Below are 22,681 nucleotides of genomic sequence, written 5' to 3' on the forward strand. Positions count from 1 at the left end.
AGCGATATGAACTGTAGAAAAGTAGCAATAAATATACTAGAAAGAATAATCAATGAAGGAGCGTATTCAAATATAATTTTATCTAATGAATTAAATAATTCTGATTTATCAGATAAGGATAAGGCATTAGTTACAGAAATCGTATATGGAACTTTAAGAAGATTAAAGACTATAGATACTATAATAGCTTCTTTTGTAAAAGATATATCTATAATGGATAAAAAGATATTAAATATTTTAAGAGTGGCAGTATACCAAATGAACTATCTTGATAAGGTTCCTTCATATGCTGCATGTAATGAAGCAGTAGAAGAAGCAAAAGAGATATCAGATAAAGATTCAAAATTAGTAAATGGTATTTTAAGAAACTTTGTTAAAAAAGAAGGTAAATTTGATATTATATTTAGAAATAAAATTGATGAAATAGCCTTTGATTTATCATTTGAACCATGGATGGTTAGAATGTTTATAAAACAATATGGTGAACATGAAGCACTTGAAATACTAGAAGGATTAAATAATACTCCAAAGATGACTGTTAGAGTAAATAGCATTAAAGGAGATTATGAAGAGGTATATGAAGAACTTGAGGAAGCTGGATATAATATAGAGGAAGGGTGCATTTGTCCTGAAGCTATATCTATAAAAGGTGGAAAGGGAATTGAAAATAACCAGGCTTTTGTGGATGGAAAAATAACAGTGCAAGATGAAAGTGCAATGCTTATTTCACCTTTACTTGATTTAGAAGAAGGTATGAAGGTGCTAGATTTATGTTGTGCACCAGGAGGTAAGACTACTCATATAGGTGAATTATTAAATAATACTGGTGAAGTATTAGGTTTTGATTTGCACGAAAATAAGTTAGAATTAGTTAAAGAAAACTATGAAAGACTTGGAATAACAAACATAAAGTTAGCTCAGATGGATGCTACTAAACTTGATGCTAAATTAGTATCTTATGCTGATAGAGTATTACTAGATGTACCTTGCTCAGGTATAGGGATAATAAGAAAGAAACCTGAAATAAAATGGACTAAAAAGAGAAAAGACTTAAAGGAAATAGTGGAAGTTCAAAGAGAAATTCTTGAAAATGCTTGGGAATATTTAAAGACAGGTGGAGTTATGGTATATTCAACTTGTACATTAAATAAAGAAGAAAATGAAGAAAATATTAAATGGTTCTTAAGTAAGCACAAAGATGCAACTATAGAAAAGGTGTTTATAGGTAAGGGAGCAAATCTTTGTTACGACCAAATGGGAACTTTAACAATATTACCAAATGAATATATGGATGGGTTCTTTGTAGCTAAGATTAAGAAAAACTAGGAGAAACTATGGAGAATATATTAGATTATACACAAGAAGAGTTATCAACTTGGATGAAAGAAAATGGAGAAAGTGCCTTTAGAGCTAAACAAGTTATTTCTTGGATATATAAAGAAGTATGGAATTTTGAAGAAATGAAAAATATTCCGAAGAACTTGAAAGATAAATTAAGCAATAACTTTTATTTTGGAATTCCAAAGGTTGAGGAAGAATATATTTCAAAAGTAGATGGTACTAAAAAGTTATTATTAGCTTTTAAGGATGGTAATTTAATAGAAACAGTAATAATGAAGTATAAACATGGAAATTCAATATGTGTTTCTACACAAGTAGGGTGCAGAATGGGATGTAAATTCTGTGCCTCTACCTTAGGGGGAAGAATAAGAAATCTTACTGCTGGTGAGATAATTTCGCAAATATTAGTCGCTCAGAAGATTACTGGGGAAAGAATTTCTAATATTGTCTTAATGGGAAGTGGAGAGCCACTAGATAATTTTGATAATGTAATGAAATTCTTAGAAATAGTAAATGCAGATTATGGCTTGAACATAGGTCAAAGACATATAACTCTTTCTACATGTGGAATTGTTCCTAAAATGTATGAATTAGCAGATAAGGAGCTAAGCATAACGCTAGCAATTTCACTGCATGCTTTCAATGATGAAAAAAGAAAAGAGATTATGCCAATAGCTAATAAATATTCAATAAAAGAAATATTAGAAGCATGTAATTACTACATAGAAAAGACTAAGAGAAGAATAACATTTGAATACTCTTTAGTAAAAGACGTTAATGATGGAAGCGAAGATGCAAAGGCTTTAGGAAAATTACTAAAAGGAATGTTATGTCATGTAAACTTAATCCCTGTAAATGAAGTTAAAGAAAATAGTTTTAAAAGGTCTTCAGAAAAGACAATTCAAAACTTTGAAAATATATTAAAAAATACTGGCCTAGAAGTAACTGTTAGAAGAGAAATGGGAAGCGATATTAATGCGGCCTGTGGACAATTAAGAAGAAGTTATATAAAAAAGAATGACATTAAGCTAGTATAACTAAAAGGGGGGAGATTGTATGGTAGGTATATTGAGCGATATAGGTATGGTCAGAAATTTAAATGAAGATTATGCCAAGTATTTAGAATGTAATAATTTTAAAATTTATGTTGTTGCAGATGGAATGGGCGGACATAATGCTGGTGAAGTTGCTAGTAAAATGGCAGCAGAAGGAATCATAAGCTATGTTGGAGAGAATTTCAATGAAAATACTAAAGATGTAGTATTAAAAAATGCAATAGAAAAAGTTAATAAGGATATCTATTTACATTCATTAAAAAATGATTGTTTAAGTGGAATGGGGACAACAATAACTGCTTGTTTAATTACTCGTGATTGGACTAAAATAGCTAATGTCGGTGATAGTTCTTGTTTTGGTATTACTAACAATGAAATTATAAAGATAACAAAGGATCATTCTTTAGTGCAAGAGCTAGTTGATTCTGGATCTATTTCTGAAAATGAGGCTGCTAATCATCCAAAAAAGAATATTATAACTAGAGCAATTGGTACAAGTGATAAGGTAGATGTTGATATATTTGATATAATTAAAAACAATTATAATAAATATATATTGTGTTCTGATGGATTAACTAATGAACTTACTAAAGAAGATATCATCAAAGTAATTAATGAAGAAAAAGATTTATCATTAGCCTGTGAAAGACTTGTTAATATAGCAAAGTATAAAGGTGGAAGAGATAACATAACAGTTTTGTTGTTTGGAGGAGAGATGTAAGATGATAGGAGAAATTTTAGGTAATAGGTACGAGATAGAAGAAAAAATAGGTGAAGGTGGCATGTCTGTTGTTTATAAAGCTAGATGCAATAAGCTTAATAGATATGTAGCTGTAAAAGTACTGAAGAAAGAGATGTCAGATAACGAAGATATAGTAAATAAATTTAAAAGGGAAGCAACTGCTATAGCAGCACTTTCAGATAACAATATAGTAAATATTTTAGATGTTGGAAGCCAAGATGATATTAACTATATAGTTATGGAGTATGTTAAGGGCAAAACTTTAAAAGAGTTGATAAAACAGTTTGGTAAATTAAATTATGAAACTGCAATTACTATAGCTATTCAAATTGCAAAAGCATTAGAATGTGCTCATAAAAACAATATTATTCATAGGGATGTTAAACCACAAAATATTTTAGTTACAGAAGAAGGTTTAATAAAGGTTACTGATTTTGGTATAGCTAAATCAACAAGTTCTGCTACTCTTACAAATACAACAACTATAATGGGATCTGCACATTATTTTTCTCCAGAACAAGCTAAAGGAACTTTAGTTGATAATAGAACTGATTTATACTCTCTAGGAGTTGTATTGTATGAAATGGTTACTGGAAGAGTTCCTTTTGAAGCTGATTCTCCAGTAACAATAGCTTTAAAACATATACAAGAAGAGGTAGTGCCACCAAAACAAATTAATTCGAAAATACCAGAAAGTCTTAATAAATTAATTATAAAGGCTATGGAGAAAGATCCAGGTATGAGATATCAAAATGCTAGAGATATTATTAATGATCTTCAAAAGATTAAGGAAGATCCTAATGCTGTGATTAATGATGTTGTTGAAAATGAAGAAAATGAACACACAATAATCATGGGTAGTGTTAATACACCAGATAATACTAAGTCTGTTAATAAAGCTTTAGAAGATGAGTATTATGAAGATGATGAAGATGATGAAGATGATGAGTATTATGATGATGACTACTATGATGAAGATGATGACGATGATGAGTATGATGGTAAGAAGAAAAAGAAAAAATCTTATAAAAACTTAATAATAGGTGTGGCTGTAGTTTTAGGATTACTTTTATTAGGTGTAGGAGCATTTGCTATATCTGGGGGATTCTCAGGTACTAAAACTGTTAAGGTTCCAGATTTAAAAGGAATGACTCTTGAAGAAGCTAAAAAAGCAATTGAAGATGCAGGATTAGAGTATGTAGATGCAGGAACTGAAAAGAGTGATGAGGAAGAAGGTACTGTAATTAAATTTGATCCTGAAGCAGGAAAAGAAGTTGAAAAGGGATCAGAGGTAAGAGTTATAACTAGTGCAGGTGTTACTAAGATAAAAATGCCAAATTTAGTTGAAGAAACTGAAGCAGACGCAAAAGCTACTTTAGATAAACTAAATTTGAAAAACTATGATATTAAGTATGAGTTTTCAGATGATATAGAAAAAGGTAAAGTAATAAGTACAAATCCTGAAAAAGATAAAGAAATAACTGAAGATGCAGCAATAACTATAGTTGTAAGTGAAGGAAAGAAAACTACTTATCAACCAATGCCAGATTTAATTGGAAAAGATAGAGATGAAGCAATTAGAGAATTAACTAAGTTAAATTTAGATGGAAGTGTAGTTGGAGAAGTTGAAGTTACTGATGAGAAGTTAGTTGGAAAGATAGCATGGACATCTCATGCATATGGAACTTCAGTAGCGGAAGGAACTAAGATTCAACTTAAGATTGGTAAATTAAAAGAAGAAAAAGTATTTGTTGATAGCTTTATTAAAGTAGGAATGAAGGCATCAGATGCTAAAAAGGCACTAGAGGATGCTGGTTTTACTAAGGTAGTTATTAATGGTGATAGTAATGGTGTTGTAGTAAAATGGGATCCTCCAGAGGCGATAACGAAGTCTACAAAGGTTACTATATTTTCTGAAAAAGTTGAAGAACAAGTACCACCAGCTGATCCTAAAGAATAAATAAGAAATGAAGAAGGAGTTTACATTTAATGTGTAGATTCCTTTTTATTTTGACTTAATTTCTAAAATTAATTGCAATTATAGATTAAATCTGGTTATTATATATAATAGAAATACAATCATGGAGGAAGTATGGAAGGAAAAATAATTAAAGGTATAGGTGGCTTTTATTATATAAAAACATCTGAAGGAATAATAGAATGTAAAGCAAGAGGAAAATTTCGTCATAAGGATATGAAACCTATGGTTGGAGATGATGTTACAATTAAAATTGAAAATGGCAAAGGTGTAATAGAAGATATTCATGAAAGAAAATCAGAACTTATTAGACCTACAGTTGCAAATGTAACATTGGCTTTTGTTGTATTTGCTATAAAAAATCCAGATTTAAATTTTGACTTATTAAATAGATTTTTAGTACTATGCGAAAGCAATAATATTGAAGCAATAGTATGTTTAAATAAAATAGATTTAGTAACAAATGAAGAAAGAGAAGAAGTAAAAAAGAAAATCAATGATATTGGATATGAAGTGCTTTATATAAACGCAAAAAAAGGTGAAGGTATAGAGTTACTTAAAGAAAGAATGAAGGATAATATAACTGTTTTATGTGGTCCATCAGGTGCAGGAAAGTCTACATTAATAAATACATTAAGTGATAGAGAACACATGGAAACAGGTGTTGTTAGTGAAAAAATAGGTAGAGGTAGACATACTACAAGACATAGTGAAATTATAGAAGTATCAGGTGGATATATTGTAGATACACCGGGATTCTCTACATTAGATGTAACTTTTATTGATAAGGATGATTTAAAATATTGTTTTCCTGAGTTTGAAGAACTTAATAATGGATGCAAGTTTAGAGGATGTTTACACCATAAAGAACCAGGATGTGCAATAAAGGAAGCTGTTGAAGAAGGTAAAATTAATAAACATAGATATGAATTTTATATAAGAACATTAGAAGAAATACTTGAGGGGAGGAAATATAGATGGTAAAAATATCACCGTCAATATTATCAGCAGATTTTGCAAAACTAGGAGAGGATGTTAAGAGGGTATCTGAAGCAGGTGCCGACTGGATACATATAGATGTAATGGATGGAGCATTTGTTCCAAATATAACAATAGGTGCTCCTGTTGTTAAAGCTCTAAGAGATAAGAGTGATAAGGTTTTTGATGTTCATTTAATGGTTGAAAACCCAACTAGATTTATAGATGATTTTGTAGATGCAGGTTCAGATTTAATTACAATTCATTATGAATCAGAGGTACATATAGATAGAGCAATACAATATGTAAAATCTAAAGGCGTAAAAGTAGGACTAGCATTAAATCCTGGTACACCTGTATGTCTAATAAAGGATTTAATACCACAATTAGATATGGTTTTAATTATGTCTGTAAATCCAGGTTTTGGAGGTCAAAAGTTTATTGATTATTCTCTTGAAAAGATAAGAGAAGTAAATGAGTTAAAGAAAAAATATAACAATGATTTAATGATACAAGTAGATGGTGGTGTAGGAGCTAACAACATAAAGGAAATTGTTGAAGCAGGAGCTACTGTTGTTGTTGCAGGATCAGCAGTATTTAAGGACAATAAGATTGAAGAAAACATTAAATTATTAAAGGAAAGTGTTTAATGAGAGCAATTATTGTAAGTGGTGGCACACCTCCATCAGAAAAGTTACTAAAGAGCTATATCCAAGAAGGTGATTTAATAATTGGAGTAGATAAGGGATGTAATACATTAGTAGAATATGATATTCATATAGACTTAGCCTTAGGTGACTTTGATTCTATAAATAAGGATGTATATGAGGTATTAAATAATAAAAATATTCATATATTAACTTATAATTCAGAAAAAGATTATTCAGACACTCATTTGGGATATATTACAGCTATTGAAAATGGGGCAGATAAAATTCTTTTATTTGGAGCAACAGGCACAAGAGTTGATCATATGCTTGGCAACTTAGGACTTTTTATGAATTCAATAATTGATAATGTTCATTTAGAAATTATTGATGATAATAATAGAATGTTTGTTGTAAATAAAGAGGCAACTTTTAAAGGAAGTTATGGAGAAACAATTAGTTTTCATGCTTTAAGCGATGAGGTTAAAAAACTTAATATAATAGGTGGAAAGTATAAATTAAAAGACTATGATATGAAATTATTGGAGCCTAGGGCTATATGTAATGAGTTTTTGGATGAAGATATAAGAATTACATTTGAAAGTGGAGTAATTTTAGTTAATTTTCCTAAAGATTAAAAAAGTAATCACCAAATTGACTTTTTATTCATACAATAGAATAAAGAGAAAATTTGGTGGTTTTTTAATAATTTAAATGGGAGGATTTTATGAAGATAGTAGCTATAAAATTACCAAGATTCATTTCGAGTTTTATAAGGTTCTTTAGAAGAAAAAAATAATACATAACTTTAAAATGAATAGAAAATAGAAAAAGCCGGAGGTTATAAACTTCCGGCTTTTTAAAGCATAAAAAAATGCATTGCTTAAGCATTGCATTTTTCTATTTGAACTTATATTGCTCTTTGAACCTTACCAGATCTAAGGCATCTTGTACATACGTGAACTGTCTTTGGTGTTCCGTTAACTAAAGCCTTTACTCTCTTTATGTTAGGAGCCCAAGTTCTCTTTGATTGACGATGTGAATGGCTGTACTGTACTCCAGAAACAACACCTTTATTACATACTTCGCATCTTCTTGCCACTTGAAAACACCTCCTTATATAGTGAAGATAAAGTTCTCTTCAATAGGACAAATACGATTTTACCACATCTAGTATAATATTTGCAAGTAAAATATAAAATAAATTGAGATGAGATAGGTATTGTGGTAGATAATTCTTGAATAAAATATATTTCTAAGCTAAAATAGAAGTTAAGGATAGTATGAGGAGGAATTGTAATGGTTGGATTTTCTAAAGAAAATGGATATATACATTACTCTGATGAGGTTTTAGCAAAAATAGTTGGTTTATCAACTATGGAATGCTATGGTGTTGTTGGAATGGTATCTAAGAACGCTACTGAAGGTTTTTGGGAACTAATGAGAGTTGAAAATTTAAGCAAGGGAGTAAAGTTGACTCTTACAGAAGATGAGAAGTTAAATATAGAATTATTTGTTATGGTTGAATACGGAACTAAGATTTCTGTTATTGCAAACAATATAGTACAAAAGGTACGTTACAATGTAGAAAACTTTACAGGATTAAAGGTTTCTTCTATAACAGTTAATGTTCAAGCGGTAAGAGTGTAGGAGGTAATCTGATGGAATATAAATCAATAAATGGCCGTGATTTTTATAACATGGTCGTGAATGCTAGTAATAGATTGGCTGAGGAAAGCGATTTTGTAAATTCTTTAAATGTTTTCCCTGTTCCAGATGGAGATACAGGAACTAATATGTCTATGACATTCAAGGCAGCAGTTAAGGAAATTGAAAATATAAACTCAACTTCAATTGGAGAGGTTTCTAAAAAACTAGCTAAAGGTGCTTTAATGGGAGCAAGAGGTAACTCTGGAGTTATCCTTTCCCAAATATTAAGAGGTATATCAAAGGGATTAGAAGGATTAGAAGAGGCAGATGCTGCTCAAATTGCTGTGGCATTAAAAGAAGGCTCAAATTCAGCATATAAGGCTGTAATGAGACCAACAGAAGGTACTATCCTATCAGTAATAAGAGCAACAGCAGAAGCAGCTATTGAAATTGAAGCGACAGATGTTGCAGATTTAATGGATGAAGCTACAAAAGCTGCAAAAATTATGCTTGATAAGACACCAGATTTATTACCAGCATTAAAGAAAGCTAAGGTAGTTGACTCAGGAGGAATGGGATTATACATAATCCTTTCAGGTATGACAGCTGCATTAAAAGAAGGAATTCAAGCAGAAGTTAAGGATATAAAGGTAAGCGAAGGTGGAGCAGTTGGTGCAAAATCTACTGCAGAAGCTGACATTAAATTTGGATATTGTACTGAATTTATAATTTTAGGTGATGCAAGCAATGCAAAAGCATTCCAAGATGAAATTGAACCACTAGGGGACTCAATGATAGTTGTTGGTTATGATGATGTAATTAAGGTTCATATCCATACAAATGATCCTGGAGATGTATTGGCAAAAGCAGTAAAATTAGGAGAATTATCTAAGATTAAGATAGATAATATGAGAGAAGAACACAGAGAACTTCTTATGAGTGAAGAAGAATATGCTAATGCTGAAGTAGAAGCACATGAAGAAGTAGCTGCAGAAGCTAAAAAATATGCATTTGTTACTGTAGCTATGGGAGAAGGTATATCAAATATATTTAAGGATTTAGGAGTTGATTACGTAATTGAAGGTGGTCAGACTATGAATCCATCAACTCAAGATATACTAGAGTGTGTAAACAAGCTAAATGCTGAACATATTTTTATATTACCAAACAATAAGAATATTGTTATGGCAGCAAACCAAGCTTCAGAAATATCAGAGAAGGATGTTAGAGTAATTCCAACAACTTCAATACCACAAGGTATTACTTGTGTAACTATGTTTAACCAAGAAGCAGAAGTTGATGAAAACGAAGAAGAATTAAAGGAATTAATGAAGTCTGTTAAAACTGGTTCAGTAACTTATGCTGTAAGAGATACTGAATTAGAAGGAAGTAACCAAAAGGTAGAAGCAGGTAACAAACTTGGATTAATCGAAGGTAAGATTAAGGAAGTTGGAGCAGATACTTATGAAGTAGCTGAAAAAGTTATCGAAAACATGGTTGATGAAGATAGCGAGCTTATAACTGTTTTCTATGGTGAAGATATAAATGAAGATGAAGTAAATGGTTTTATTTCTAAGCTAGAAGAAAAGTATGATGAATGTGATGTTCAATGTTATAAGGGAGACCAACCACTTTATTATTTCTTTATATCAGTAGAATAAATTTCTTTCAAAAAGCACCTTGGGTGCTTTTTGTTATATAAGGAGTAAAAAATGGATATATATAGTTCAGTATCTACTTTAAAAGGAGTAGGACCTAAAGTATTAGAAAAACTTAATAAAGTATCTATATTTAATATTCTTGATTTATTGTTATATTTTCCAAGAGATTATGAATTTGTTAATGGAAACATACCTTTTGAAGAGATTAACGGTGAAGAAAAGCAAATACTAAGTTGTAAAGTAGTTGCTTTTAAAAGAGATGTTAGAACGAGAACAGGAAAAACTATAACAACAATAGAATTTGATTATAATGGGCATAGAGTTGATGGTAAGTGGTTTAATCAACCATACATAAAGAATAATTATAGAATTGGTGTTACATATAATTTGATAGGAAAGTTTAAAAGGGTTGGAAAGACTTTGGAGATAGTTAATCCGTTAGTGGGGTGTGAAGATGCTCTAAAGAGTGAAATAATACCTAAATATCCCCTAAAGGGAGATTTAACAGATAAACTTATAACAAAGCTTATTAGTTTGGTTCTTGATTCAATAAAGATAACAGAAAATTTACCAATAGAAATGTGTCAAAAGTATAAAATGATTTCCTTAGATAAAGCTATAAGAGAAATTCATTTCCCTAAAGATAAGGAAATGTTAGAAAAGGCCATAACAAGATTAAAGTTTCAAGAGTTATTTACTTATTCAATGAAGTTACTTTTATTAAAAAGAAAAATTAAACAAAATAATAAAGGTATTAGTATTCCTTGGGACAATGAAAGAATGGGAGAGCTTAGAGAAGCGCTTCCCTACCAATTGACTGGAGCACAAGCAAGGGTTGTAAGAGAAATATTAAGAGATCAAAAAAGTACATATCCTATGAATAGATTAGTTCAGGGAGACGTAGGAAGTGGTAAGACTGTAGTAGCATTAATAGCAATATATAATGCATATACAAATGGATATAAATCAGCTTTTATGGTTCCTACTGAAATTTTAGCAAGTCAGCATTATGAAGAAGCTAAAAAGTTATTATCACAATTTGGAGTGGAAATTGAACTACTTACAGGTAGTACTACTGCAAAGGAAAAGAAAAGAATAAAAGAAAGAATTGCAGATAGTAAACCTTTAGTTGTAATAGGAACTCATGCTCTAATTCAGGAGGATGTTAATTTTAATAAACTTGGCCTTGTTATAACTGATGAACAACATAGATTTGGAGTAGAGCAAAGAAGTAAGCTTATAAATAAGGGGGCAAGGGCAGATGTGTTGGTAATGACTGCTACACCTATTCCAAGAACATTAGCACTATATCTGTATTCAGATTTAGATGTTTCTGCAATAGATGAACTTCCTCCTGGAAGAAAGAAAATTGATACAAGATTTTTTAATGAATCAGCAAGAAATAGTGCCTATGAATTAGCTCTTGGAGAAATTAAAAAGGGAAGACAAGTTTATATTGTTTGTCCATTAATAGAAGAGGATGAAAAGGAAAAGTTAAACTCTGTAGAAAGTATATATAAGAAACTCAAAGAAGGAATATTTAATGATATTCAGGTTGAAATTCTACATGGTAAAATGAAGCCTTCTGAAAAAGATGAGATAATAACAAGATTTAAAGAAAATAAAACTAAGGTTTTAATTTCAACTACAGTTATAGAAGTAGGGGTAAATGTGCCTAATGCGTCAGTTATGATTATTGAAAATGCAGAAAGATTTGGATTGGCTCAGCTGCATCAACTAAGAGGAAGAGTAGGGAGAGGGCAATATGAATCTTATTGTGTTTTAATAGCTAATGCAAAGAGCAATGTAACTAAGAAAAGAATGAGTATAATGACAGAGTCTACAGATGGATTCTTCATTTCAGAGCAAGATATGAAGCTTAGAGGAACTGGTGAAGTATTTGGGATGAGACAAAGTGGAGATGAAGGACTAGTGTTAGCAGATATATATGAAGATATTAATATTTTAAAATGTGCAAGGGGAGAAGCTAATAAAATGCTAGAGTCTGAGGGTTTGAATAATAAACGTCTAGTATATGAAGTTAAGCAAGGATTAGAAAAAAGTAGCAAATATATATGTTTTAACTAATAAATTGTATATATTTATCTAATATGATAAAATGTTAGTGATAAAACTTCGAGGAGGAGAAAAGAAGTGAGAATTATAGCAGGAAAAGCAAAAGGACGTAAATTAATTCCTCCAGCAACCTTAGAAACAAGACCAACTTTAGATAGAGTTAAAGAGGCAATGTTTAGCATGATTCAAGGATATATTCCTAATGCTGTAGTTGTAGATGTTTTTGCAGGGACTGGTAGTTTAGGTTTAGAAGCTGCAAGTAGGGGGGCTAAGGAAGTATACCTAGTAGATAAGAGTTCCACAACTTTTCCTTTATTAAAGGAAAATGTTAAAAATTTAAAATTTGAGGATTTTTGTAATCCTATGAATATGGATTCTTATGATGCCTTAAGATTATTAGCGAAGAAGAGTAAGAAATTTGATTTAATATTTATAGATCCTCCATATTGTAGGGAAATGATTCCAGAAGCTATTAAACTAATAGAAGAAAATGATATGTTAGTAGAGGATGGAATAATAGTTACAAAGATAGATTCTGTAGAAGAGATATATGAAGGATATAAAGATATAAAGCTTGATAGAAGTAAGAAATATGGAAACACTACAGTATGTTTCTATAAATATTAGGGGGAAGAAAATGAAGATAGCTGTTTATCCGGGAAGCTTTGACCCAATAACAAATGGACATTTAGATATTATAACAAGAGGATCAAAGACCTTTGATAAGCTTATTGTTGGGGTACTAGTTAATGTAGATAAAAAGGGATTGTTTAACATAGATGAGAGAGTTGAGTTAATAAAAAGAGTAACAAAAGATTTACCTAATGTTGAAGTGGTAAGTTTTCATGGATTATTAATAGATTTTATGAAAAAGTATGATGCAAATGTAATTTTAAAGGGATTAAGAGCTTTTTCGGATTTTGAATATGAGTTTCAAATGGCATTGATGAACAATAAGTTGGATCCAGAAGTGGAAACTTTATTTATGATGACTTCTGCTCAATATTCATATTTAAGTTCATCTGCTGTTAAACAAGTTGCTAAATTTGGTGGATGTGTAGAAGGACTAGTTCCTAGTGATATAGTTCAAGATATTGTAAAAAAAATAAAGGAATAGGTTGGGTGGTATTGTGGATAAGAACGTGGACGTTAATATCGTAGAATTATTAGAATATCTTCAAGATTTAATTGAAAATTCTCCGAAGGTACCTATTAGTGGGAAAACAATGGTTGATAGGAAAGAAGTACTTGATGTAATAGATCAAATAATAAACTATCTACCAGATCAATTTAAAAAGGCACAATGGGTTATGAATGAAAGAGAAAGAATTTTATCAGAAGCTAAAAAAGAGTATGACTCAATAAAGAAAGAAACAATGGAAATGATGAGACAAAATGTTGAAAATCATGATGTTGTAAAAGAAGCTAAAATTAGAGCACAGGAAATAGTGTCGGCTGCTCAAAGAGATGCAAAAGCCATAAGGTTAGGGTCAAGAGACTATTCTGATGAAATATTAACAGATCTTGATAGAGAATTAGAAGTAAAGAAGGCAGAGCTTATAAAGGCTTTACAAGTAAGCTTTGAAGAAGTTGCTAGTGACGTAGATAAGAATTTCACTGGTATAAGCTCTACCATTAAAGATAATATTAAAGAACTACGAGATATGAAAAAGTAATTTTTTAAAGGTTCTCCCTATTGCATATATACCTAAAATTATTATAAAAGGTATAAAATACATAAATGTTGTTATATAAGGAACTGTAGGAGTTACTATAGTAGAAGTTGCTATACTACCTACAAATAACTTTGCAACTATAAAGGTTATTATAAAGCTTATGGTTCCTTGAACTAGCTTAAGTAAAGTATATCTAAACATAGGTACATTATGCTTGCTAATAAAAGAACTTACTTGAGCTATTATTGATAGCCCGGAAAAAGAACATAAGAAGCTTATTATACTTAGTTTTAATGGTATTGTTAATGTAGAATTGGCTATTATATTACAACCGTTAGTGATTTCAATACTGCCAAGAAAAAGTGCATATATAGAGTCTTTAGGTAAACTTAAAAATGATTCTAAATTATTAAAAATAATGCTTATATTAGCATTATTTTTTATTATGCCGATAATTACTGAAAAGATGACTATAAATCCACCAACTTGTATGGTAGTAGAAATTGCATTATCTATTGCGTTCTTAAAGGCTTGACCAAAATTGATTTTTGGACTTGATAAGTTAGATGAATTATTATTGGATATTTCTTTATTCTTTCTTGTAAATAGTCCTATAAGAATTAAAGAAATATAATTTGCTATTAATAGTAAATACCCAAATTTTACATTTCCTAGCATTGCAGTACAAACTGAACCTACAATAAATAAAGGACCGCAGTTAGAAGCTATATTAAGTAGTCTGAAATATTCTTTTTTATTTATATAACCTAAATCATAAATGTCAGTACAATACTTTGCTCCTAGAGGGTATCCACATAAAAAGCTGGCAGTTAGTGGGAAAGAGCATACTTTTGATAAGCTTAGTGGTTTACATAAAAAAGGACCTAATACTTTTGAATATAAGGAAATACCATCATAAGATATTAATAAGTTACAGATTACTAAAAAAGGAAATAATGTAGGAACCATTGCTTTAAACCATAGTTTACATCCCTCAATTGCAGATGCCATAGATACTTTTAAATTAACAAAAAATAAAATTATAAGTATGCTTATTAAAAAAGATATAATATAGTTCTTTTTTATATCTATTAATTTAAATAAAATTTGAATTAATAGAATAATTAAAAGCCATAAGAAAATAATACTTAACATGAAATCACTCCAATCTATATAGTATTTATATTTCCTATGGCTTTACAATATTATTTTTTCCTAAAAAATGTTGGACTTTTTAAATAATCATCATAAGGTGAAACAGAAGAATTAAGGATAGAATAAGCTTTAGTTCCTAGTAAATCAATTTCTAAGTATTTATCATTAAGCTTTTTAGGCAATTTTGTTAATATTTCTATATCACCTTTCTTTTTTATTTCCTTAAGTATTTTACTTCCAGTTTCATTAAAAGCAAGTGGTCTAATATAATTAGGTGTTTCATGAACAAGTTTATCAATATCATATTTTTCCAATCCTAAAAAGAATGATGTTAGAATTCTGCTTATTCTCGTATATGTATATCGTTTGCTCTTAATATTTAAAATTAACTCATCTATACTTTTAGAGTTAGCTATTTCTTTTATTATCTTATTATCTAAACCTTCTTTTACATCATAAACTTTATTGAGAGTTTCTCCTAAAGTTAAAATTTTATATTTTACATATTGAAACATATCATCGCTAAATACAAAATTATATTTTTCCTCTTTTAACTTTTTTAAATATGAGAAAGTTTCTTTAGAAACAGCATTTTCAATTTCTTTTAAACTACCACTATTTTTTAAAGCGTTTCTAATTGAAGTGGCAGAAGAAAAAATATTGTTAAGTTCTGAATCATTATAATTTGCTCCTTGCCTTTTTAATGTATATGGAACAATGAAACTATTTAATTTTGATAAAGACTTTATATATTCAATAGCAAGAATGTTATTAGAACTACCGATAATTTCTTCGCAACAAATATCATGAAGGCAATTCTTTAAAGCAATTTTTCTTGCTGTATGAAATGGCACACCTTTATCAAGTTGAAGCTTTAGATTTGATTTAAAGTCCTCAGGCTCTCTTATTAATACCTGGGAGATTCTTTTCAGTTCTTCAATATTACCAGACTCACTTCCAAAGTAAATAGAGTTTACTACTCCTGTGGAGTTTAGTATGCTGCATGCTCCGTGAGCAAAACCTTCAGCTGAAGATATAGAATATACTAAAGGTAGTTCTATTACTAAATCAACGCCATTAGCTACTGCTATGTTAGCTCTTTCCCACTTATCAATTATAGCTGGGATTCCTCTTTGCATGAAGTTACCACTCATTATACATATAACACCATCACAATTTGTATCTATCTTTGCTTTTTGTAGATGATAAAGATGACCAAGATGAAATGGATTATATTCAGTTATTAAGCCAGTTATATTCATAGCTTTCCTCCTATACTGAAAATATAGAGATATTATAACATAAAATATATTCATTTAGGTCACAACATAAAATAGAGAGGATTTTTCTGATAATTAAGATAATTTTTAATCTAAAGACTTTGGGAAATAGGGGATTTTAAGGTTGAAATAGTATGTGTTGTAGGAGTATAGTATAAGATGAAGAGACAACGTGTCTTTGAAAGGAGAAATGAACATGAAACTGATGAATAAAATATTGGAAGTAGCAAAAGCAGATAAAAAAAGAATTGTACTTCCAGAAGGAAACGAAGAAAGAACAATAGTAGCTACGGAAGAAATATATAAGCAAGGATATGCACATCCTATTTTAGTAGGAAACAAAGAAGAAATATTAAACAAGGCTACTGCTTTAAATGTTGATTTAACAGGGGTAGAAATTATAGATCCTGAAACATCAGAAAACTTAAGCAAATATATAGAAGCTTTCTATGAATTAAGAAAGAATAAGGGCATGACTATGAGTAAAGCTGAGAAAATAGTTAGAGACCCGTTATATTTTGGGACAATGATGGTAAAGCTTGGTGACGCAGATGGTATGGTATCAGGTGCTGTTCACACAACAGGAGATCTTTTAAGACCAGGTTTACAAATAATAAAGACAGCTCCAGGAGTTTCGGTTGTATCTAGTTTCTTTATAATGATGGTGCCTGATTCTGTATATGGAGAAGAAGGAATGCTTTTATTCTCTGATTGTGCAGTTAACCCAAATCCTAATGAAGATCAATTAGCTGCTATAGCAATTGCTACTGCAGAAACAGCTAAGAACTTATGTAAGGTTGAACCTAGAGTTGCAATGCTTTCGTTCTCAACTATGGGAAGTGCTGACCATGAGTTAGTATCAAAGGTTAGAACTGCTACAGAAAAAGCGAAAGAATTAAGACCAGATTTATTAATAGATGGGGAAATGCAATTAGATGCAGCAATAGTTGAGTCAGTAGCTAGTCAAAAAGCCCCTAATAGCAAGGTTTCAGGAAAAGCAAATGTATTAGTATTCCCAGATTTACAAGCAGGAAATATAGGATATAAATTAGTACAAAGATTTGCTAAGGCAGAAGCAATCGGACCAATATGTCAAGGTTTTGCTAAGCCAATTAATGACTTATCAAGAGGATGTAGTTCAGAAGACATAGTAAAGGTTGTTGCAATTACAGCTGTTCAAGCTCAAAGTAGTAAATAATAAAGCTAAAAAGGAGTGTCTCTAATAATGAAGGTACTTGTTATCAATTGTGGTAGCTCATCATTAAAATATCAGTTAATAAATATGGAAAATGAAGAGGTGCTTGCACAAGGGTTAGTAGAAAGAATAGGAATTAGTGGATCTATTTTAACTCAAAAGATAAGTGGTAAAGATAAATACGTGGTTGAGGAAAAAATGGTTAATCATGAAGATGCTATAAAGCATGTGTTAGATGCTTTAATAGATGAAGAGCATGGAATAATAAAGGATATGAGCGAAATTGATGCAGTAGGTCATAGAGTTGTTCATGGTGGAGAAAAGTACTCTCAGTCAGTACTTGTTAATGATGAGGTAATGAATTATTTAGAAGAATGCGTAAAACTTGCACCTCTTCATAATAGACCTAACATAATCGGAATAGAAGCTTGTAAGAAACTTATGGCTAATACACCTATGGCTGTTGTTTTTGATACAGCATTTCATGGTACAATGCCAAAAGAAGCGTATATGTATGCTTTACCATATGAAATGTACGAAAAGCATGGAATAAGAAAATACGGATTCCATGGAACAAGTCACAAATATGTATCTAATAAAGTAGCAGAAGCTATGGGGAAGGATATAAAAGATTTAAAAATAATAACATGCCATCTAGGTAATGGAGGAAGTTTAACAGCAGTTAAGAATGGAAAATCTATAGATACTACTATGGGATTTACTCCATTAGATGGAATTGTTATGGGGACTAGATCGGGAAGTATAGACCCAGCAGTTGTTATTTATCTAATACAAGAGTTAGGATACTCTGTAGAAGAAGTTAATGATATTTTAAATAAAAAATCAGGAATATTAGGGGTATCAGGAGTAAGTTCTGATTTTAGAGATATAAGATCAGCAGCTTATGAAGAAAACAATGAAAGAGCTAAGTTGGCTTTAGATTTATATCATTATAAGGTTAGATGTCAAATTGGTGCTTATGCAGCAGCAATGGGAGGAGTAGATGTAATAGTATTTACAGCTGGTGTAGGAGAAAATGCTATTGAAACAAGAGAAGGATGTGTTGAAGGTCTTGAATTCCTTGGTGTTGAAATAGATAAGGATAAGAATAACGTTCGTGGAGAACTTAAAGAAGTGTCTAAAGATGCATCAAAAGTAAAAATTTATGTTGTTCCAACTAATGAAGAATTAATGATAGCAAAAGAAACAGTAGAATTGTTAAATTAATCCCTTGACTTTTAACCATGCAGTTTATATAATAAATTGTGTTTATTCAGTAAATATTTTAGCTAAGGAGTGAAAAGGCTCAAAAAGAGTCGTTTTTATGGAGATACAGTTTTCAGATCTTATTTCTAGAAAAGAAAGAAAAAAAGATATTACTTATAAGGTGGAAACTGAACCATTCTACTTTGAAGGGGATTATATTAAACCTTTAAGCGAAGTAGATGTTAAGGGGGAAGTAACATCTGATAATGATATAATAACGATTAAAGCTCATGTTAAAGTAGATTTAGAATTAAAATGTTCTAGATGCCTAGATACCTTTATCTATCCAATAGATATTGATATAGAAGAAAGGTTTACAAATGACAGCGAACATTGTGAAGATGAAAATGTTGTTTTTGTAAAAAGTGATACATTAGATATCACAGAAATTGTTGAAAATTCAATAATATCAACCTTACCTATTAAGAGACTTTGCAGCACAAATTGCAAAGGCCTATGCCAAAGTTGTGGCGCTAACCTTAATAAAGAAGCGTGCAACTGTAACAATGAAGATGTAGATCTTAGATTGGCAGGCTTAAAGGCGTTGTTAGATAATAAGGAGGTGTAACAATGGGAAATCCAGCTAGAAAGACATATAGAGCAAAGAGAGATTCAAGAAGAGCTCAAACTTTTAAGGCAAGCTTACCAGGGATCGTAGAGTGTCCACAATGTCACGAAATGAAACTTGCTCACAGAGTATGTAAGAACTGTGGTTACTATAAGGGTAAAGAAGTAGTAGTTACTGAAGAATAAAGAAAGTCATTAGACTTTCTTTTCTTTATATTCAGATAAAAAAGGAGAGAATAATATGAAGATAGCTATAGACGGTATGGGGGGAGATCATGCACCGCAAGCTGTTGTGGAAGGTGTTGTTCAAGCACTAAAAGAATTTGAAGGCGTAGAGATGTATATAACTGGGCCTGAAAATATCATAGCAGAAGAACTTAAAAAGTATGATTATCCAAAGGATAGAGTAAAAATAATTGATGCTACTGAAGTAATAACTACTAATGAACATCCTGTAATGGCAGTTAGAAAGAAAAAAGATTCTAGTATTGTAAAGGCTCTACATTTAGTTAAAGAAGGAGAATGTGATGCCATTATTTCTGCTGGAAGCACAGGAGCTTTTTTGGCAGGATGTACATTTATAATAGGAAGAATTAAAGGGGTTGAAAGACCAGCACTTGCACCTATAATGCCAGGTAGAAATGGTAACTTTATGGTTGTTGACGTAGGGGCAAATGTGGATTGTAAGCCTCAATATCTAGCTCAATTTGCAAAGATGGGTAGAATTTATTATGAAGCTATGTTTAATACTAATAATGCTAGTATTGGTCTTGTAAATATTGGAGCGGAAGAAGAAAAGGGAAATGAGCTTACAAAAGCAGCATATCAGTTGTTAAAGGAAGAAGACTTTAATTTTGTTGGAAATGTGGAACCAAGAGATATTCCTACAGGAGATGTTAATGTATTAGTTACTGATGGCTTTGCTGGAAATACGGTTTTAAAGATGTATGAAGGATCTGCTTCTACTCTTTTGAAAATGATTAAGGACGAAATTTATTCTGCACCTTTAATACCTAAATTAGGAGCAGCATTATTAAAACCTGTATTTAAAAAGTTAATGGTTAAGTTTGATTATAAAGAAGTTGGTGGGGCACCATTCTTAGGGGTTAATAACATATGTATAAAAGCACATGGAAGTTCTGATGGGAAGGCATTTAAAAATGCTATAAGACAAACTATATTATTTAATGAAAGAGGAATTCTTGATACAATGAAAAAAGAATTTCACAAAGAAAAATAATATTAGATTTTATTTCTAAGTTATATTGACGAATAAAAATATATATACTATCATCTAAATGAAAGGACTTAGGAGGTGAATATAATGTTTGAAAAAATACAAGAAATTATTGCTGATAAATTAAGCATTGATGTTGAAGAAATAACTTTAGATTCATCATTTATAGACGATTTAAATGCGGATTCATTAGATATTGTTGAACTTATTATGGCTTTAGAAGATGAACTAGAAATGGAAATTCCAGATGAAGACGTTGAAAACTTTAAAACAGTTGGAGATGTTGTGAATTATGTAAAAACTCATCACGAAGAATAATGTAATCCCGCATCTTTCGCGGGATTTTGTATTTTAGTTTATTCTTGAATTTATTAGTAAGCTAAAGATTGAAGAATAAACTTAGAAGAGAGGTATGTATGAATAACTTTAATTTAAGTAATGTAGAAAAAAACTTGAAGATAAATTTTAATAATAAAAGAATAATACAAACAGCTTTTACTCATAGCTCATATGCAAAACAGTTTAAGGAATCTCAATATAATGAAAGATTAGAGTTCTTAGGTGATTCTGTGTTACAGTTAACAATTACAGAATATTTATTTTCAAATTATAAAAACAAATTAGAAGGAGAACTAACGAGATTACGTAGTTTAATTGTTTGTGAAAACTCCTTATATAATGTTGCAAGAAAGCTTGGAATATCTGACTTTATAATGATGAGCAAAGGTGAAGAATTAACTGGTGGTAGGGATAGAATATCTATACAAGCTGATGCAGTGGAGGCTATTATTGCAGCTATTTACCTTGATAAGGGGTTAGAAGTTGCTAAGGAATTTATACTATCTAATTTTAATGATATTATTAAAAAAGCTATAGATAATAAGATAATTTTGGATTTTAAAACTAAGTTGCAAGAATACTTACAAAAGGATGGAGATATTGATATAAAATATGAACTTTGTAGACACGAGGGACCACCACATAGAAGAAAGTTTTTTGTCAACTTATATGTAGAAGGTAAATTATTGGGAAGTGGAGAAGGATATAGCAAGAAAGAGGCAGAACAAAATGCAGCAAAAGAAGCACTAGTTAAACTGGAGGTAATTGATGAGTAAAAATTATTATATTATACCTTTGTTTGTACCACAAGAAGGTTGTCCACATAAGTGCGTATTCTGTAACCAAGATAGAATAACAGGATCAAAAGAAAGTGTTACAACCCAAACGGTATACGATACTGTTGAAGAATATTTACAAACAATTGATAATAAAGAGGCAACTATAGAAATTTCATTCTTTGGAGGAACATTCACAGGAATAAGAGAAGAAAAACAAAGAGAGTTGCTTTCTGTTGCAAAAGAATATAAAGATAAAGGTCTTATAGATAAGATAAGAATGTCAACTAGACCAGATTATATTAATGATTATATACTAAGTTATTTACAAGATTACAGTGTAGACATAATTGAATTAGGAGTGCAATCCTTAGTTGGGGATGTTTTAATAGGTGCAGGACGAGGACATACAATAAAACAGGTTGAAGATGCATCAAAACTTATAAAAGAGTATGGCTTTACACTAGGGCATCAAATTATGCCTGGATTACCTAGAGATAGTTTTGAAAAAGACATAGAAACAGTTGAAAGGTCTATTAGTATGAAGCCTGACATTTGTAGAATATATCCTTCTCTTGTTATTAAGGATACTCCAATGGCAGTTATGTATAATAGGGGAGAGTATATTCCTTATACACTAGATGAAGCGGTTTCTATATGTAAAAAGTTATATAAAATGTATTTGGAAGCTGGTGTTCAAGTTATAAGAATAGGACTTCAGCCTACAGATACTATTACAGAAGGAAAAGATATTGTAGACGGTCCGTTCCATCCAGCCTTTAGAGAGTTAGTTGAAGGTAGTCTCATTAGTGATAGAATACGTGAAGAGTTTAAGGAAAGTAAAAAGGGAATAATCTGTTTAAATAGTAGGGATTTAAGTAAGTTATATGCAAATAAGAAAAAGTATTTTAAAGAGTTATTATCTGAGGGATTCAAAATAGATGTTCAAAGAGATGACACTTTAGAAAGAGGACAGATTGTTTTTAAATAAGTGGAGAGGTAGCCTGAATTATAAAAAACTTTATAATTCGGGTTATTTTATTCTTAAGAGTTAAGAAATAT

The 22,681-nt window shown here is 30.5% G+C and carries 24 protein-coding genes; 21 read left to right on the forward strand and 3 right to left on the reverse strand.

All coding sequences use genetic code 11. The features are described from left to right. The first annotated feature begins 6 nt into the window (after positions 1–6). The 7 genes from rsmB to KIB46_RS03580 all read left to right on the forward strand — a co-directional run bounded on the left by rsmB (position 7) and on the right by KIB46_RS03580 (position 7,379). Positions 7–1,326 carry a 16S rRNA (cytosine(967)-C(5))-methyltransferase RsmB gene (gene rsmB / locus KIB46_RS03550; protein WP_291670888.1) on the forward strand — a complete coding sequence of 440 codons (1,320 nt, stop codon included), beginning with the start codon at positions 7–9 and terminating at the stop codon, positions 1,324–1,326. Positions 1,327–1,334: 8 nt separating this feature from the next. Continuing rightward, a complete protein-coding gene (gene rlmN, locus KIB46_RS03555) occupies positions 1,335–2,378 on the forward strand; it encodes a 23S rRNA (adenine(2503)-C(2))-methyltransferase RlmN (protein ID WP_291670889.1) in 1,044 nt (347 codons plus the stop codon). A gap of 19 nt (positions 2,379–2,397) precedes the next feature. Next, the gene (locus KIB46_RS03560; protein WP_156558815.1) at positions 2,398–3,117 is read left to right on the forward strand and encodes a Stp1/IreP family PP2C-type Ser/Thr phosphatase; all 720 of its coding nucleotides are present in this window, start codon (positions 2,398–2,400) and stop codon (positions 3,115–3,117) included. A gap of 1 nt (position 3,118) precedes the next feature. Further along, a complete protein-coding gene (gene pknB / locus KIB46_RS03565) occupies positions 3,119–5,098 on the forward strand; it encodes a Stk1 family PASTA domain-containing Ser/Thr kinase (RefSeq protein ID WP_291670890.1) in 1,980 nt (659 codons plus the stop codon). Between the two features lie 132 nt (positions 5,099–5,230). Continuing rightward, positions 5,231–6,100, forward strand: coding sequence for a ribosome small subunit-dependent GTPase A (gene rsgA / locus KIB46_RS03570; RefSeq protein WP_291670891.1), 870 nt, complete (start codon positions 5,231–5,233; stop codon positions 6,098–6,100). Then, positions 6,094–6,744, forward strand: a complete 651-nt coding sequence (gene rpe / locus KIB46_RS03575) for a ribulose-phosphate 3-epimerase (protein ID WP_156558818.1) — start codon at positions 6,094–6,096, stop codon at positions 6,742–6,744. Before rsgA ends, rpe begins: the two co-directional genes overlap by 7 nt. After that, positions 6,744–7,379, forward strand: coding sequence for a thiamine diphosphokinase (locus KIB46_RS03580; RefSeq protein ID WP_156558819.1), 636 nt, complete (start codon positions 6,744–6,746; stop codon positions 7,377–7,379). Before rpe ends, KIB46_RS03580 begins: the two co-directional genes overlap by 1 nt. A gap of 272 nt (positions 7,380–7,651) precedes the next feature. Here the strand turns inward: KIB46_RS03580 and rpmB are convergent, their stop codons facing one another. Continuing rightward, positions 7,652–7,843, reverse strand: a complete 192-nt coding sequence (rpmB, locus tag KIB46_RS03585; protein ID WP_027097497.1) for a 50S ribosomal protein L28 — start codon at positions 7,841–7,843, stop codon at positions 7,652–7,654. Positions 7,844–8,040: 197 nt separating this feature from the next. Here rpmB and KIB46_RS03590 point away from each other — a divergent pair, with 197 nt between their 5' ends. The 6 genes from KIB46_RS03590 (at position 8,041) to KIB46_RS03615 (ending at position 13,804) form a co-directional block, all read left to right on the forward strand. After that, on the forward strand, positions 8,041–8,391 hold the full coding sequence (locus tag KIB46_RS03590; RefSeq protein ID WP_027097498.1) for an Asp23/Gls24 family envelope stress response protein: 351 nt from the start codon (positions 8,041–8,043) through the stop codon (positions 8,389–8,391). A gap of 11 nt (positions 8,392–8,402) precedes the next feature. Further along, positions 8,403–10,052, forward strand: a complete 1,650-nt coding sequence (locus tag KIB46_RS03595) for a DAK2 domain-containing protein (RefSeq protein WP_156558820.1) — start codon at positions 8,403–8,405, stop codon at positions 10,050–10,052. A 51-nt stretch (positions 10,053–10,103) separates the two neighbouring features. After that, positions 10,104–12,140 (forward strand): ATP-dependent DNA helicase RecG, encoded by a 2,037-nt coding sequence (gene recG, locus KIB46_RS03600; protein ID WP_291670892.1) that lies wholly within the window; start codon positions 10,104–10,106, stop codon positions 12,138–12,140. A gap of 66 nt (positions 12,141–12,206) precedes the next feature. After that, on the forward strand, positions 12,207–12,755 hold the full coding sequence (gene rsmD / locus KIB46_RS03605; RefSeq protein WP_156558822.1) for a 16S rRNA (guanine(966)-N(2))-methyltransferase RsmD: 549 nt from the start codon (positions 12,207–12,209) through the stop codon (positions 12,753–12,755). A 10-nt stretch (positions 12,756–12,765) separates the two neighbouring features. Next, positions 12,766–13,245 (forward strand): pantetheine-phosphate adenylyltransferase, encoded by a 480-nt coding sequence (gene coaD, locus KIB46_RS03610; protein WP_156558823.1) that lies wholly within the window; start codon positions 12,766–12,768, stop codon positions 13,243–13,245. Positions 13,246–13,258: 13 nt separating this feature from the next. Continuing rightward, the gene (locus tag KIB46_RS03615) at positions 13,259–13,804 is read left to right on the forward strand and encodes an ATPase (protein WP_156558824.1); all 546 of its coding nucleotides are present in this window, start codon (positions 13,259–13,261) and stop codon (positions 13,802–13,804) included. Here the strand turns inward: KIB46_RS03615 and ylbJ are convergent. Both ylbJ and KIB46_RS03625 read right to left on the reverse strand, forming a co-directional pair. Beyond that, positions 13,784–14,959 carry a sporulation integral membrane protein YlbJ gene (gene ylbJ, locus KIB46_RS03620; protein WP_291670893.1) on the reverse strand — a complete coding sequence of 392 codons (1,176 nt, stop codon included), beginning with the start codon at positions 14,957–14,959 and terminating at the stop codon, positions 13,784–13,786. The genes KIB46_RS03615 and ylbJ overlap by 21 nt on opposite strands. Positions 14,960–15,009: 50 nt before the next feature. Next, positions 15,010–16,221: a nucleotidyltransferase gene (locus KIB46_RS03625; RefSeq protein ID WP_291670894.1), complete on the reverse strand. Its 1,212-nt coding sequence runs from the start codon at positions 16,219–16,221 to the stop codon at positions 15,010–15,012. Positions 16,222–16,435: 214 nt separating this feature from the next. Here KIB46_RS03625 and pta point away from each other — a divergent pair, with 214 nt between their 5' ends. The 8 genes from pta to KIB46_RS03665 all read left to right on the forward strand — a co-directional run bounded on the left by pta (position 16,436) and on the right by KIB46_RS03665 (position 22,610). Further along, a complete protein-coding gene (gene pta / locus KIB46_RS03630) occupies positions 16,436–17,437 on the forward strand; it encodes a phosphate acetyltransferase (protein WP_291670895.1) in 1,002 nt (333 codons plus the stop codon). 27 nt (positions 17,438–17,464) lie between these two features. Continuing rightward, the gene (locus KIB46_RS03635) at positions 17,465–18,661 is read left to right on the forward strand and encodes an acetate kinase (protein ID WP_291670896.1); all 1,197 of its coding nucleotides are present in this window, start codon (positions 17,465–17,467) and stop codon (positions 18,659–18,661) included. A 97-nt stretch (positions 18,662–18,758) separates the two neighbouring features. Next, positions 18,759–19,268, forward strand: a complete 510-nt coding sequence (locus tag KIB46_RS03640) for a DUF177 domain-containing protein (RefSeq protein WP_156558829.1) — start codon at positions 18,759–18,761, stop codon at positions 19,266–19,268. A 2-nt stretch (positions 19,269–19,270) separates the two neighbouring features. Further along, positions 19,271–19,453: a 50S ribosomal protein L32 gene (gene rpmF, locus KIB46_RS03645; protein ID WP_027097509.1), complete on the forward strand. Its 183-nt coding sequence runs from the start codon at positions 19,271–19,273 to the stop codon at positions 19,451–19,453. A gap of 55 nt (positions 19,454–19,508) precedes the next feature. Beyond that, a complete protein-coding gene (gene plsX, locus KIB46_RS03650; protein WP_291670897.1) occupies positions 19,509–20,507 on the forward strand; it encodes a phosphate acyltransferase PlsX in 999 nt (332 codons plus the stop codon). Between the two features lie 84 nt (positions 20,508–20,591). Then, a complete protein-coding gene (acpP, locus tag KIB46_RS03655) occupies positions 20,592–20,822 on the forward strand; it encodes an acyl carrier protein (RefSeq protein ID WP_027097511.1) in 231 nt (76 codons plus the stop codon). 98 nt (positions 20,823–20,920) lie between these two features. Further along, a complete protein-coding gene (gene rnc / locus KIB46_RS03660; RefSeq protein WP_156558831.1) occupies positions 20,921–21,619 on the forward strand; it encodes a ribonuclease III in 699 nt (232 codons plus the stop codon). Next, entirely contained in the window at positions 21,612–22,610 is a 999-nt protein-coding gene (locus KIB46_RS03665; protein WP_291670898.1) for a radical SAM protein, read from the forward strand. Before rnc ends, KIB46_RS03665 begins: the two co-directional genes overlap by 8 nt. Positions 22,611–22,681 lie beyond the last annotated feature (71 nt).

Origin of the sequence: Clostridium sp. (genome assembly GCF_018372875.1) — a bacterium.
GTDB lineage: Bacteria > Bacillota > Clostridia > Clostridiales > Clostridiaceae > Clostridium.